The following is a 14317-nucleotide window of genomic DNA, read 5'->3' as shown; positions in this document are numbered from 1 at the left end:
CGCGCCTTAATCCTATTTGCAACAAGTGATTCACAAGATATCGTAATGATCCAATTGTCTGGTCACGGTACGATGTCCCGATCCTCCGATAGGCCGGTTGCCATTGCCGTTGCGCCGAATGGCGGCCGGCGAACCAAGGCCGACCATCCGGCCTTGCCCATGACGCCTGCCGAGCTCGCTCGATCGGCGGCCGAATGCCTCGATGCGGGCGCGTCAATGATCCACCTGCACGTGCGCGACCGACACGGCCAGCACATTCTCGATCCTGACGCCTATCGGGCTGCCATTCTTGCCGTTCGCCAGGCAGTCGGCGACGCGATGTTGGTGCAGATCACAAGCGAGTCGCTTGGCGCATACGAAGCCGGAAAGCAGATGGACGTGGTGCGCCAGACCAGGCCCGAGGCGGTGTCGCTCGCGCTGCGTGAGCTTGTCCCCAGCAGAGATGCCGAGCCAGATCTTGCGGCATTCCTGGCTTGGCTGAAGCGTGAAAGCATAATGGCGCAGATCATCCTTTATGAGCCTGACGAGGCTTTGTATCTGTTCGACATGCACCGGCGCGGCCTGATCCCCTGGGACCACATTCCCGTGCTTTTGGTTCTCGGCCGTTATACGGCGTCACAGCAGTCTGCCCCGAACGATCTGCTGCCGTTTCTTTCGCCCGGCATGCCACGCTTCCGGTCGTTCATGGTCTGCGCCTTCGGCCGTGACGAGGCTGCTTGCGTATGCGCGGGAGCATTGTTTGGTGGAGACGTCCGGGTCGGGTTCGAAAACAATCTCCTACTACCGGACGGTTCCATGGCGGCATCGAATGCGGTTCTGGTCCATACCGTGGCGCAGCAGCTGCGGGGATTTGGCCGCTCTATCCGGTCCGCCGCCTCGTTGCGCCACGACTGGGAGGCTGGAGATGGCGACGAACCGCCTTGAAAGGCATTGCCGGGCCACTCTGCTTCTGTCGCAAAGACGGGCACCACCGAAGCGAAGGCGCTCAACTCTACTCGGCCTGAATTCGGCCTCGTTCGACGAGAGAGGGCAAGCCAATGAGGGGAGGTCAGCCAGGTAGGTTTCGGCGGTCCTGGCGTCTTGCGCGCCAATATCCGAATGGTCATCCGAAAATTGACGCCGTCGGCACCGTCAAAAGCCGCCTTAACCGTGCCCGTGCGGGTGTTCTGGAGTTCCTCGGGGAAAGCTCGCCGGGGGCGCTGATCGTGCGACGCATGATCGTGAAGAGCCAGGACTTCAGGCGCGTGCCCGGCTCGAACTTGTCCAGGTTGGCAAGTCCCTTGGCCAATGTCTCCTGCTCGAGATCGCCCATTACACGCGCATCAAAGCCGCCGCCAGGGAGGCTCCTGGGCTGCTTGACTGCGCCTCCAGCCGGCCAATTTCGGAGCCGTCGCAGGATTGGTGCGTCCAAAGCAGGGAAGTGCATCAAGCCATCCAGAAACTGCCGTCCCATCAGCGTGAGGTTCTGGTGCTGATCGGTGTGTGAATCATGTAGAAGTAGGATAAAGGATTTTCCAATATTCGAAACTTGTACTTTTTGCCTCTAAACAAGCGCCAGTTACCGTCGGGGAGCGAGACTTGCCGAAACCTCTAGCGCCTACCCGAAAGCCGCGTAGCCGGTTCCTGCTGCTCTTCCGGCGGAGACCGATCAGACGTGGTTTGCCCGCACCTGCCGCGGGGTGAGGTCGCGGTTACCGCAATTCGTCGTTGCGCAGTGTTCTTCTCCACGACCAGTTCCGCCTTTTCGGCGAGAGAGAAACTGGTCGCCGTCATCACGCGTTATTACAAGACAGGCACAAATCCGTGAACATGGCCTGGTCGGCCTGGAATTGCCCAACTCGTGCCACATTGAAGGGTCCATTTTTTCTTCCCTGCAAATGCCTCCAAGGCTTTGCAAGAAAACGACAATTTTCGATTTATGAGCGGGAGGTATCCATGGTTCCTGCGGGTATTCGCGCGCCCTTTTCGACCCCGACGACCTGTATCACAGCAGCCCTGATCGCAATCGGGCTCGCTTCAACCGCACCCCAGGCATACGCACAGTCGGCCGCGAGTGCGGCTGCTCAGTCGCCGAGCGGTTTGTGGCTGACCACGCCCTATCCGGAGTTCTCGGCCCAGGCCGGGAAGAACGTCAGCGTGCCCTTGAACCTGGCTAACCGCGGACTGCCGCCGCAACGCGTCGAGCTCGGTGTCGATGGCCTGCCTGATGGCTGGAAGTGGGAGATCGACGGCGGCGGCAAACCCGTCACCGCGGCAATTGCCGGGTCGGACGGCACGGTCAGCCTCACGCTGAAGTTGAAGCCTCCGCCGGGCGACGTCGGCAAGGCCGTGAACTTTGCCGTGTCCGGCAAGGCTTCTACAGAGGCTTTGAAATTGCCGATGGCGATGACGCTCACCAAGACCGAGCCTGCGAAGCTGACGCTGGAGCCAAAGCTGCCAGCGTTGCGCGGCACCGCCAAATCGGCTTTCGACTTCCAGGTCGATATCAAGAACGACGGCCAAGAGGATTCGACTGTAAATCTACTGTCGAAGGCGCCACCCGGCTTCCAAGTGACCTTCAAGCAGGGCTATGGCTCGCAGGAACTGACAAGCTTGCCGCTAAAGGCGGGAGAATCGAAAACGCTGTCCGTCAGCGTCCAGCCGCCGGACAACGCTGAGGCGGGCCAGTATCCGGTGGCCGTGGCCGCCAGCGGCGGCGCCGCCAACGCCGACACCAAACTGCTGCTCGACATCACCGGCAGGCCATCCGTTTCTCTTTCAGGGCCGCAGGGGCGGCTTTCGGGCGACGCAACGGCGGGTCAGGAGCGTACCTTCACATTCACACTGTCGAACAGCGGGTCGGCCCCTGTCCGCGATCTGAAGCTTTCGGCGAGCCCGCCGTCCGGCTGGAAAGTCACCTTCAATCCTGAGAAGGTCGAGGAGATCGCACCAGGCGGAACATCCGAGGTCGGCGTCTCGATGACACCTTCGGCCCAGGCGATCGCTGGCGACTACATGGTCTCGGTCCGTGCCAATGGAGATGGGGCATCCGATAGCGCCAATTTCCGGGTGACGGTGCGCACATCCACGCTTTGGGGCGCGACTGGCCTCGGGGTTATCGGCGCCTCTGCGCTGATGCTCGCCTTTGCCGTAACGCGGTATGGACGCCGATGACAACGGTCATAGAAGCGCTCGGCCTTACCAAGCGGTACGGCCGTTTTGCAGCGGTTGACGGCATCGACCTCGCGGTCGAGAAGGGCGAGGTGTTCGGCTTGCTAGGCCCTAATGGCTCAGGAAAGACCACCACCATCCTCTTGCTTCTCGGCCTCACGGAACCGACTGCGGGCTCGAGCAGCGTGCTCGGGCTCGATCCGTTGCGCCAGCCGCTCGCCGTCAAGAGGCGGGTCGGCTATCTGCCGGACCAGATCGGCTTTTACGATCATCTGACCGCATGGGAAAATCTCGCCTACACCGCAAGGCTTGCCGGCCTCATGTCGAAAGAGGCCAACGAGCGCATCGCCGGCGCCCTCGGGAGAGTGCGGCTCGAGGAGGTCGCCAATCGCCGCGTCGCGACTTTCTCGCGCGGCATGCGCCAGCGGCTCGGGCTGGCGGAGGTGCTGGTCAAACGGGCCGAGATCGCCATTCTCGACGAGCCGACTTCCGGTCTCGACCCGCAGTCGACGCAGGAACTGCTGGACTTGATCGGCGAGCTGGCGGGCGAGGGCGTGACGTTCGTGCTGTCCTCCCATCAACTCGCGATGATGCAGACGATCTGCGGCCGGGTGGCTCTTTTCCGCAGGGGCCAAGTCGGCCTCGTCGGCCGGGTCGAAGATCTCACCGCCAACGTCCTCGGCGGCACGTTCAGGATCGAAGTCGAAACCGAGAATGCGGAGCTGGTGAAGGTCCTGGCCGGGGTGCGGCACGTGTCCGGCCTGACGCGCTTGCGGGGCCGTCGCTGGCGCATCGACGCCGACGCGGATGTGAGGGCCGATGTCGCGCATCGTATCGTTGGCGCCGGCGGAGCCCTTCATTCCATAACCATGCGCCAGGCCACACTCGACGAGGTCTATGTTCGTTTTTTCGAGGGAGAAAGCCATGACGTCGCGGCGTGAAGGATCGCCGTTTGTTGGCCTGTCGACGGTCGCGCTCAAGGAAGCAGCCGATCATATGAACAGCATTCGCATTCATCTGGTGATGGTTCTGGTGCTCCTCACCGCCATCGGCTCGGTCTACGGCGCAATCGGGCAGATCAAGGCCACAGTCGGCGAGGACCAGTTCCTGTTCCTGCGCCTTTTCACCACCGCGCAGCAACCGTTGCCATCCTTCGTATTCTTCCTCGGCTTCCTTGTGCCTTTGGTGGCTATTGCGCTCGGCTTTGACGCCATCAATGGCGAATATAATCGCCGCACGCTGTCGCGCGTCCTGTCACAGCCGATCTATCGCGACGCGCTTCTTGCCGGCAAGTTCCTGGGCGGTTTGTTGGTGATCGCCATATGCTTGCTGGCTCTGTGGCTGCTGGTGACCGGTCTTGGCATGCTCCTGCTGGGGCTGCCACCGAGCGGTGAGGAGATCGCCCGCGGTCTTGCCTTCCTGTTCGCCTCATTTGTTTACGCCGGCGTCTGGCTGGCGGTAGCGATGGCCTTCTCCACAATCGTCAAATCGCCGGCGACTTCGGCACTTTGCGCCCTCACGGCATGGCTGCTGTTCACAGTGTTCTGGCCCATGCTGGCGCCGCTGATTGCCGGAGCCGTCGCGCCGGTCGATCCGCTCGATCCCTTGACGGCAGTTCATCAGATCGATGTTCAGCAGGCCATCGCCCGCATCTCGCCCAACACCCTCTACGGCGAAACCACGCTGGCCCTGCTCAATCCGGCAACGCGCTCGCTCGGTCTGCTGTTTACCGATCAGTTGAGCGGGGCCCTGATGGGCGCACCCCTGCCCTTCTCGCTGAGCGTCGCCCTCATCTGGCCGCAGCTCGCCGGCATGATCGCAGCACTTCTGGTGGTGTTCACCATCGCCTACGTTTCATTCCAGAGGCAAGAGATTAGAGCGTAAGAGCCGCTGATGAACGGGCTTTGTCTCAGATGGAAGCTTATGATCCCTGCATGAATGGCCGCAGCCAGACCATGTTAGGGCCTGTACTCTACGGATCCGTCAGCAAACCTTACTAAAGATTCATGCGTTGGAAATGAGATCGTAATGTTCCCCTCTCTATTCTTCCTAAACAGGACGCCCTTCAGGGCACATCTTGAAGAGGATACGAGATCATGAAAAACTCCCCCAGTATGTCTTCCAGCACCCGCAAGCGCCTGATGGCCGCCGTCGCTTCCCTGGCCATTGTCGGCACGGTCGGCGCAGGCGTGCTCGCAACCGGCACCGCCCCCGTGCTGGCCGATGCCGTGCGTGTCGAAGCCCCGCAGATGCCGAGTTTCGCCGATCTCGTCGAGCACGTCTCGCCGGCGGTCGTCAGCGTCAAGGTCAAGGCCAAGATCCAGCCGACCGCCGATGACGGCTCGGACGATCAGGACGGCTTCGACAACCTGCCCCCGCAGCTGCGCCGCTTCTTCAAGGAATTCCGCGGCTTCGGCGACCAGGGCGGCCAGTTCGGCATGCGTCGCTTCAACCACCGCGACCATGGCAATGGCCAGCCGCGTCCGATCGCTCAAGGGTCGGGCTTCTTCATCTCCGAGGACGGCTATCTCGTCACCAACAATCATGTCGTGTCGGAAGGCTCCGATTTCAGCGTCGCCACCAATGACGGCAAGGAGTTCGACGCCAAGCTGATCGGCACCGACCCGCGCACCGACCTTGCCGTGCTCAAGGTCGATGGCGGCGGCAACAAGTTCACCTATGTGGACTTCGCCGACGATTCCAAGGTCCGCATCGGCGACTGGGTGGTTGCCGTCGGCAATCCGTTCGGCCTCGGCGGAACCGTCACCGCGGGTATCGTCTCGGCCCGCGGCCGTGACATCGGCGCCGGTCCCTATGACGACTTCATTCAGATCGATGCCCCGGTCAACCGCGGCAATTCGGGCGGTCCGACCTTCAACCTCAACGGCCAGGTGGTCGGCATCAACACCGCCATCTTCTCGCCGTCGGGCGGCAGCGTCGGCATCGCCTTCGACATCCCGGCCTCGACGGCCAAGCAGGTCGTCGAGGACCTGATGAAGAACGGCTCGGTCCAGCGCGGCTGGCTCGGCGTCGAGATCCAGCCGGTCACCAAGGACATCGCCGAGTCGCTCGGCCTCAAGTCGGACAAGGGCGCGCTGGTGTCGAGCGCCCAGGATGGCGGGCCGGGCAAGAAGGCGGGCATCGTCGCCGGTGACGTCATCACCCAGGTCGACGGCAAGGATGTCGCCTCGCCGAAGGAGCTCGCCCGCATGATCGGTGCGTTCGCGCCGGGCAAATCGGTCGATGTCACGGTCTGGCGCAACGGCAAGAACGAGACGGTCAAGGTCGATCTCGGCACGCTGCCCGCGAGCGACAAGCAGGCCTCGAACGACGACAACAGCAAGCAGTCGGCGCCCGCCGCCAAGCCCGACAAGCTCGCCGATCTCGGCCTGACCGTCACGAAGTCCGACAACGGCAAGGGTCTCGTGGTCACCGATGTCGATCCCGACAGCGAGGCGGCCGACCGCGGCATCCAGCCCGGCGACGTCATCACCTCGATCAATTCTCACGAGGTGAACACCACCGACGACGCCTCCAAGGCGATGACCGATGCCGCCAAGGCCGGCCGCAAGGCCGTGCTGATGCAGATCACCCGCGACGATTCGAACCGCTTCGTGGCGCTGCCGGTCGGCAAGGGCTGAGGCATCAGCGTTCAGATTTTCCCTGCGGCGATATCAACCACCTCGCGTCGCCGCCGGGAAACGGAGTTCGGATTCGCTCTGTGCTCCTCCAGGTCACTGCCGACGGTCGCGATGTTGACTTCGCGGCCCTCGCCACCAGACAGGGTTCGCCGGCCAGAAATGCTAGAGGGCAAAGTTTGCTGTTCCAGGAAGGGCTCAATCCCCCTAACTCGACTCGACACCTGCTTTCGCGAGAGGTTCCAGGGGCCAGCAATATCTCTCCCTGACAGAGGAAAGGCGGGCTGGCTTTCGGAGGCGCTCGCCGGCCTGGTTCGGAAGCTGCGGCTGACACTTGCCTTTGATTGCCGCGCGCTCGCCGCAGACGATCAGAACGAGCAGCTTTCGGTTTGTTCGGCGGGCGGGGCGCCTTTGCCCCTCAAGCCCGGGAAGACGCACTTCTGGCTCGCCGGTCGCCAGCAATCAGGTTTTCGTTCCGCTCGCCTGTGATTTCGGGTGCAGGCTCGCTGATTTCGCCCGCCACAACTGCACGCGCCCGCTCCAGCATGGCGGGGATTTCCCGGGCAGGCAGGGGCCGACTGAGCAGGAAACCCTGTGCCTCGGTGCAGCCTTCCCGTCGTACCCGATCGAGTTGCTCGGCTGTCTCGAACCCTTCGGCGGTGGTCTCCATTCCGAGGCTGCTGCCGAGGCTTGTGACGGCCCGAATAATGGCGACGGAGCTGTCGACGCCCCCGGCATCCTTTATGAAGGCCTGATCGATCTTGATCTTGTCGAATGGAAACGAGCGCAGGTAGCTCAAGCTCGAATATCCGGTTCCGAAGTCGTCCATCGCGATATGCACACCCAGCAAGTGGATCTGTTTCAGCATCGCGAGAGTGGCCTCGGTGTCGGCCAGCAGCACGGTCTCGGTGATTTCAAGCTCGAGACGGCTCGCGGGCAATCCAGAGGCATCCAGGGCTGCGACAATCGTGGAAAGCAAGCGAGCGTTGCGAAACTGCGTCGGCGACAGGTTCACGGCAACCCGGATACCTTCGGGCCAGTTTGCCGCGTCGAGGCAAGCTTGCTTGATCACCCATTCCCCAATCGGGACGATCAGGCCGATCTCCTCGGCCAAGGGGATGAACTCAGACGGCGAAACGATTCCCCGGACCGGGTGATGCCAGCGCAGCAGCGCCTCGAAACAGCTGACCTCGCCGTTTTCGAGATTAAGGAGCGGTTGATAATAGATCTCGAACTGCTGCCGTCCCAAGGCGTCGCGCAGATCAAGCTCCAGAAACCGCCGCGCCTGCATACGGGCGTCCATTTCCGGCTCGAAGAACCTGTATGTTCTGCGGCCCTCGGCCTTTGCCCGGTAAAGCGCCATGTCGCCGTTCTTGAGCAGCTGGTCGGCGTTTGTGCCGTCGTCCGGCGCAATCGAGATGCCAACGCTGGCGCTGACCGTGACGCCATGGCCGTCAACGATATAGGGTGCGCTCAGCGCATGGATGACGCATTGCGCAAGGGCGGTGGCCTCGATCGGCTGATCGCTCCCCTTTTGAATGATCACGAACTCGTCGCCGCCAAGCCTGGCCACTGTGTCGTCCTCGCGCACGACCTGCCTCAGTCTTGCGGCGACCTCCTGCAGCAACACATCTCCGACCGGGTGTCCCAGCGTGTCGTTGACGGTCTTGAAATGATCAAGATCCAGGCAAAGGAAGGCTACCTTGCAATCCGTGCGAGCCATCTCGGCCAAGGCTTCCTCGGCGCGTTCGCGGAACAGAATGCGGTTTGGAAGTTCGGTAAGCCCGTCATGGCGCGCCACGTGCGAGATGCGAGCCTCGCTGCGCCGCAAATCTGTCACGTCGTGATGCGTGGCAAGCCATCCCCCGCCTGGCAGCGGCTGGTGAATGAGATCAATGGTGCGCCCGTCCCGGAGTTCGACAAGGCTCACAACCCGCTTGCCGCGGTCAATCGTCGCCGAGAGCTCTTCCAGATATTTTTCGGGGTCATGACCAACGTAAAGCCCCGCCGCGATCCGGAAACGCATCAAATCGGCCCAATGAGAGCCTGGACGAGTCATGCTCGCCGGCAAGTGGTAGAGATCGGCGTAGGTCTGATTGCAAAAAATCAACCGCCGCTCGGCATCAAACATGCACAGGCCCACAGGCATATTCGCGGCAGCGGCAACCAAATGCTGCCGTTCCGATTCAGCCTCGCGAGCCAGGGCCTCGTTGCGCTCCAGGCTGGCGCGGTAACCGGCGAAGGCGGAGAACAGGAGCCCGATCTCGTCGCGTCGGTCGCTTTTCAGCGCAACGAGCGTTGAGGCACGATCGCCCTGCGTCAACCGGTGCATCGCCGCGCTCACCTCGAGGATAGGCCTGCTGACATTATGGCGAATCCAGGCGACAAGCACGCCGAGGCAAACGGCGGCAAAGACGATCGCGGCCCAGGTCAGCCGCTGCGCGAAGGCGTAGGTGCGGTCCGCCATGGCCGCGGCAGCCGTGCTGCGCTGATCGGTGAGCGCCAGGAGGCCGTCGAGCCGCTGAGCCGCGGCCGCAACCGTGGGCAGCGAAACCGCCTCGAACTCGTTAGCTGCCTTCGTCCGCGCCGCGGTATCGAGAAGCGGAATGATCGACGACAGGGAGTCTTGATACGCCGTCCACAGATTGACGAATTGATCGAATAGCTCCTGCTCGGCCGGTGATCCGGCACTCCTGCGGTAGGCGCGGCGATCTCGGAACATTTCTTCGCTCTCTCTCGCCATTTCCTTGTCGATGTCAGCCGTTTGGTGAGCATCGGTGTTACGCACCCGCAGGCTAGCGAAAAGCCGATGCTCCGCCAGGTTGCGCTTCATCTCGCCGACGATCTGGACCTGGGGCAACCAAATTCCGGTGATCTCGCTCGTCACCTTGTTGAGCGACCGCAGCTGCGCGACCCCAAACACACCAACCGTCACCGTGCAAAGCAACGCCAACCCAAAACCCAGCGAGAGCTTGCTGCCGACACTGACGTCCCTGAACCATTTCATTATGAACGCTGACCTGATAAGCTCAGTCCGACCCGCAGGCACGATTAGCGGGCCAATTGGAGGCGCCTCGCCAGACTCGCGCTCAAATATTAAAGCTCACTTAAGGCGACGTTTAGCGCAATTTGTTGCTGGTCATCGTCTGCCTTCAATGATGCAGCGCCAGAACAATTTCCGGTTACCCCCTTGGGAAAAGAGATACTCACCGCTCAACAGGGTTGCGCGAGCTGCGCTAGTATTCTTCTGGACGCTGAGGCTTTTCGCTACATATTTAATGAACGGCAGCTGTCGGAGGAGAGCCTGGAACACGACTGCTGACTAAGCCATGACCCACTGATTTTGGATGGAGGAAGGCCGTGGAAGATCAGGCCGGCTCGGTGCCCAACAAGGCTGATTTCTTCGTTCACAACGTTCTTGACACGTTCGAATACTCCGACCGCGGCGCGGTGGTCACGGTGATCGATCAGCAAGGGGCATGCATCCGTCTCCACGTCACCATCGCCACCGGGGAGCTGCTTTGCGAGCACATAGCCGACGCCTTGGAGCAGCGATACGGGAAATAACACCTCCAATCGCCGGCATGATGTCGCCGCCCAGCAGCCGGTCATGTCGAAGGTCATTCAGCGGAGCCGGTACGAACAGCTCCTTTGATGGAACCTTGTCACAGCGACCCAGTTTGGCTGCATGGCCCCCTCCCTCATTACTTCGCCTCTGTCCACACGTTCGGCCCAACAGGTGTTTGAGGATCATCTCCGGCTGAGGCTGCAAGGTCGTCTCGAGGAGGATCTGGCGCGCAACTACGCTACTGATGTTGTTCTCCTTACAGTCAATTCGAATGATTGTGGGCATGACGCGCTGAGGAACTCGGCAAGAAGGTTGAGGGAACAGTTGCCTCACGGGAAGTTCGAGTTGATCAAGAAGCAAGTGCGTGAACGCTTCGCATTGCTTATCTGGCGTGCGACCTCCGAGCGCTTCGACGCTGCAGACGGTGCCGACACCTTTTTCATTCAAGACGGTTTGATCCGCCTTCAAACGATCCACTACCGGCTGCTGTTGAGCGCCGACTACTAGTGCGTTGGAAGCGCGCGGAACTTCTTCTGAGTGGGTTGGTTGCACGTTGGTAACGACGAAAGCAGTGGCAATGTCAGGTCCGAAAACGCGCGAGGCTCATCACGCCGGAGAAGTGGTCGATCTAAATTCAGCGACCATTGACGAACTGATGGCGGCCGGAGGGCTCAACCTTGCGCAGGCAAATGCAGTTATCGAGGCCAGGCCGCTTGCGAGTTGGCGCGACGTTGCGCAGCTCCCCGGATTTGACCCGGAAACGATCAGTCGCCTGAAGGCAGGCAGACTAGAGATTCGAACGCTCTAGCTCCCGCTCGTCGAGCTGCCCGATGGCGTCGCTGAAGGCGGGTAGCTGGTCCTGAGCAGAAAGACCGCCATGCGCACGGCACGCACGGCCGGTGAGGACCCGACCGGAGCCGCGCCGTTGCCGTACCCCGTGTCGATCACGCTCATTGGATGGGCAGCGCGTACGCGATCACGGCGTCGCCGTTGCGCGTCCCCAACCCGCCATGACCCCCAGCGGCAATCGCTATATATTCGCGACCATCGCGGCCTTGATAGACCGCCGGTGTCGCCTGCCCGCCAGCCGGCAGCCGCGCCCGCCATACGACCTTGCCACTCCGCTCGTCGATCGCGCGGATGTAATCATCGGCATAGGCTCCCACGAAGATCAGTCCGCCTGCGGTAATGGACGACCCGCCGATGTTGAAGATGCCGGTCGGCAACGGCAGGTCGTAGCGGGTCTTGAACAGCCCCATGTCGCGTGTGGTTCCGACGGGCCGCTCCCAAACGATCTGGCGAGTGGAGAGATCGATCGCGACCATTTTGCCCCAGGGTGGCCGCATGCACGGGGCGTCCAGGACGTTGAGCCACGGCCTCACAGTGACTTCGTAAGGTGTTCCGTATTGCGGGCCGTTGGCGAATTCAGGCGGTTGCGGATAAGGCTGGCCGCTCTGCCACCCGGCCCAAGGGTAAATCAGTCCCTTCCTCACCGCCTCATCGTGCGGCGTCGCTTTGGACGTGAAAGGGATATAGCTGGTGTTGGCGATGAACAGATGGCGCGCAGGGTCGACCGCTCCGCCTTGCCAGTCGATCACGCCGTCGAAAGCCGGGTAGAGGATGGAGCCTTTCGTCGTCGGTGGCGTAAAGAGCCCATCATTTCGGCTGCCGGCGAGCTTGATGCGGCACAGCATCTGGTCGATCGGGGTCACACCCCAGGTTTCTGCACCAGTCAGCTTGGCGGGCGTCAGGCTTGGCATTCCCGCGGAATAGGGCTGGGTCGGAGAGAGCCTATCGCCCGGCAGGCCGTCCTGCGGCACCGGCTTCTCCTCAACGGCGGCGAGCGGATGGCCGTCGCGCCGATCGAGCAGGAACAGCTGGCCATGCTTCGTGGTCTGCACCATCGCTGGCGTGCCGTCAGGCAGGTCCACAAGGCTGCCGGCGATCGGCAGATCGAAATCCCACACGTCGTGATGGACAGTCTGGAAGTGCCAACGCTCACGCCCGCTGTCGATCTCGAGCGCCACAATGGCGGAGCTGTACTTCTCGTCGAACGGCCGTCGTTTGGCGCCCCAGTAGTCAGGGGTGGCATTGCCCATCGGCACGTAGACCAACCCAAGCTTGTCGTCGGCCGTATATGCGCCCCAGCCGTTCGGGGTGCCGCGGGTATAGATTTCCCCGGGCTTTAGGGGCGACGTTGGATCGGCGCGACCCATGTCCCAGGCCCAGGCGAGCTTGCCGGTCCGGGCATCGAACGCGCGGATCACGCCTGACGGCTCTCCCTCCGTTTGATTATCATACACCCAGCCGGAAAGGATGATCTTGCCGCGGGCGACCATCGGCTGCGAGGTTATGAAGTGGAAACCGGGTGGCACCACACCCATGCCCTGCCTCAGGTCCACATAGCCGTTCTCGCCAAAGTCCCGACAGAGTTGGCCCGTTCCCGCATCCAATGCGAACAAACGCGCGTCCGCTGTCGTCGAGATGATCCGCTCGGAGCAGGTGTCCCCTGTCGCGCCGACCGTCGCGTGCGCCACGCCTCTGCAGGCGAGATAAATATTGGACCTGGTGTCGTTCTGCGGGCGGAAACGCCAGCGCTGATCACCGGTAACGGGGTCGAGCGCCACGACATCGCGATGCGGCGTGCACAGATACATGGTGTCGCCGACCTTGATCGGCGTCGCTTCGAAATTGAACTCGTGGCCATGAGCGTTTTCTCCAGGGCGGGGCAGGTCGCCTGTGTGGAAAGTCCAGGCAACCTCAAGCTGGTTGACATTGGCGGGGGTGATCTGCGTGAGAGGCGAGTATCGATGCCCGTCCGCAGTGCGGCCGTAATACACCCAGTCGCCAGGCGCGACCCCGAACTCGGGATTGCTCACGGCTGAGGCCGATGCGATCTGACCGTTCTGCCGCCACCGTTGGGCGGTTGTGATCCAACCGGCGGCGAACACGAGCGCGATCAGCGCAACGCACACGCCGGCGCCGATCCAGCGGTCTGCCGCGCGAAGGCCGAGCCGTCCGGCGACCCAGGGCATCGCTATCCACAGACCCAGGACTGCTGGCGCTAGCAGCCGCGGCAGCAACGCCCAACCATCGAGCCGCACCTCGTAAAGGGACCAGGCCAGGGTGAAGGCGAGGACGACGCCGTAGAGCCAAAACCCGAGCGGTCGCTGCAGAAGGATCAAGACTCCCGAGGCGATGAGCAGGAGTCCGGTCACACCGTAGTAGGTGGTGCCGCCGAGCCACGCAAGATCAGCGCCGCCCACCGCAAGCACGGCGCCAATCAAAGCGACCAAGAGACCTGTGACCCCGGTAAGGCTCAGGAATCGAGCGCGCATCGTAACCTCCATCGTTTCCGGTTGGCGCCATTGCCTCCCCATGAACAGAACGCAGGGATTACGGGACCGCCAACCGCGGTGTCCCTGCTTTGCGGGTTTGCGGTTATCGCTGGCCCCCGCCGACCGCAGATCTTCTAGCTGCGAAGCAGCCACCGAACACAGGGCGGGCCCGAGCTCGCGCGGTGGTAGCCATCGGATTCACGTCCCTTCCGACTTGCCTCCGTTTTTGTCTGGGGGCACTCTCGGATCGGGCCAGGCCGCAGGCCGTGAAGCGCATGCCGTTGGATCCGAGTTTCGTCCTTTCGCAGCCCTGCCCCAAACCGCGCCGACATCATAAGGTTCCTTGCTCTTGCCGGTAGCGAGCGAAACGCATCTCGCCAGGTTCGCCAAAGGCTCGAAAGGGAATGCCGTGCTCGAGGCCGCCGCGAGCTCAAGCGCATGGGTACCTCGCCGTGTGGCGTGCACCCCGGCACTCGCCCGGCTCGAGGCTCACAAGACCAAGGGAGCCTTTTGAAATTTGCGGCGCGCCCCAGTGCCGCTTTGACGAGCTGACACAGTCAAGAGGGCGAACAGCGCTGCGGCCAGTTCTGCCTGCCTAGTCACCAATGCGTGAACGCAGGGCG

The 14317-nt window shown here is 62.3% G+C and carries 10 protein-coding genes and 1 pseudogene; 8 read left to right on the top strand and 3 right to left on the bottom strand.

Annotated features, from left to right (window positions below):
• Positions 1-45: 45 nt before the first annotated feature.
• Positions 46-924 carry a 3-keto-5-aminohexanoate cleavage protein gene (locus LCM4577_RS10385; RefSeq protein WP_244508279.1) on the top strand — a complete coding sequence of 293 codons (879 nt, stop codon included), beginning with the start codon at positions 46-48 and terminating at the stop codon, positions 922-924.
• Between the two features lie 244 nt (positions 925-1168).
• Here the strand turns inward: LCM4577_RS10385 and LCM4577_RS10380 are convergent.
• Positions 1169-1306 (bottom strand): annotated as a pseudogene (locus LCM4577_RS10380) (sigma factor); the annotation flags it as partial.
• A 629-nt stretch (positions 1307-1935) separates the two neighbouring features.
• Between LCM4577_RS10380 and LCM4577_RS10375 the strand changes: the two are divergent.
• The 4 genes from LCM4577_RS10375 (at position 1936) to LCM4577_RS10360 (ending at position 6791) form a co-directional block, all read left to right on the top strand.
• Positions 1936-3153, top strand: coding sequence for an NEW3 domain-containing protein (locus tag LCM4577_RS10375; RefSeq protein ID WP_083354688.1), 1218 nt, complete (start codon positions 1936-1938; stop codon positions 3151-3153).
• On the top strand, positions 3150-4091 hold the full coding sequence (locus tag LCM4577_RS10370; protein WP_071033890.1) for an ABC transporter ATP-binding protein: 942 nt from the start codon (positions 3150-3152) through the stop codon (positions 4089-4091). The genes LCM4577_RS10375 and LCM4577_RS10370 overlap by 4 nt, the downstream gene beginning before the upstream one ends.
• Positions 4075-5034, top strand: coding sequence for an ABC transporter permease (locus LCM4577_RS10365; protein WP_071071040.1), 960 nt, complete (start codon positions 4075-4077; stop codon positions 5032-5034). Before LCM4577_RS10370 ends, LCM4577_RS10365 begins: the two co-directional genes overlap by 17 nt.
• 212 nt (positions 5035-5246) lie before the next feature.
• Positions 5247-6791 (top strand): Do family serine endopeptidase, encoded by a 1545-nt coding sequence (locus LCM4577_RS10360; protein WP_071071038.1) that lies wholly within the window; start codon positions 5247-5249, stop codon positions 6789-6791.
• Positions 6792-7206: 415 nt separating this feature from the next.
• Here LCM4577_RS10360 and LCM4577_RS10355 read toward each other — a convergent pair whose 3' ends face one another.
• Entirely contained in the window at positions 7207-9795 is a 2589-nt protein-coding gene (locus LCM4577_RS10355; protein WP_071071036.1) for an EAL domain-containing protein, read from the bottom strand.
• A gap of 353 nt (positions 9796-10148) precedes the next feature.
• Between LCM4577_RS10355 and LCM4577_RS10350 the strand changes: the two genes are divergently transcribed.
• From LCM4577_RS10350 to LCM4577_RS10340, 3 genes are all read left to right on the top strand, one after another.
• Entirely contained in the window at positions 10149-10355 is a 207-nt protein-coding gene (locus LCM4577_RS10350; RefSeq protein WP_041002614.1) for a hypothetical protein, read from the top strand.
• A gap of 346 nt (positions 10356-10701) precedes the next feature.
• The gene (locus LCM4577_RS10345) at positions 10702-10863 is read left to right on the top strand and encodes a hypothetical protein (RefSeq protein ID WP_157900459.1); all 162 of its coding nucleotides are present in this window, start codon (positions 10702-10704) and stop codon (positions 10861-10863) included.
• A gap of 70 nt (positions 10864-10933) precedes the next feature.
• A complete protein-coding gene (locus tag LCM4577_RS10340) occupies positions 10934-11164 on the top strand; it encodes a helix-hairpin-helix domain-containing protein (protein WP_082048691.1) in 231 nt (76 codons plus the stop codon).
• A 142-nt stretch (positions 11165-11306) separates the two neighbouring features.
• Here LCM4577_RS10340 and LCM4577_RS10335 read toward each other — a convergent pair whose 3' ends face one another.
• On the bottom strand, positions 11307-13694 hold the full coding sequence (locus LCM4577_RS10335) for a membrane-bound PQQ-dependent dehydrogenase, glucose/quinate/shikimate family (RefSeq protein ID WP_041002754.1): 2388 nt from the start codon (positions 13692-13694) through the stop codon (positions 11307-11309).
• Between the last annotated feature and the right edge of the window lie 623 nt (positions 13695-14317).

Source organism: Mesorhizobium sp. LCM 4577, from assembly GCF_001854795.2.
Taxonomy (GTDB): Bacteria; Pseudomonadota; Alphaproteobacteria; order Rhizobiales; family Rhizobiaceae; genus Mesorhizobium; species Mesorhizobium plurifarium.
This window is presented reverse-complemented; position numbering and strand designations above follow the sequence as displayed.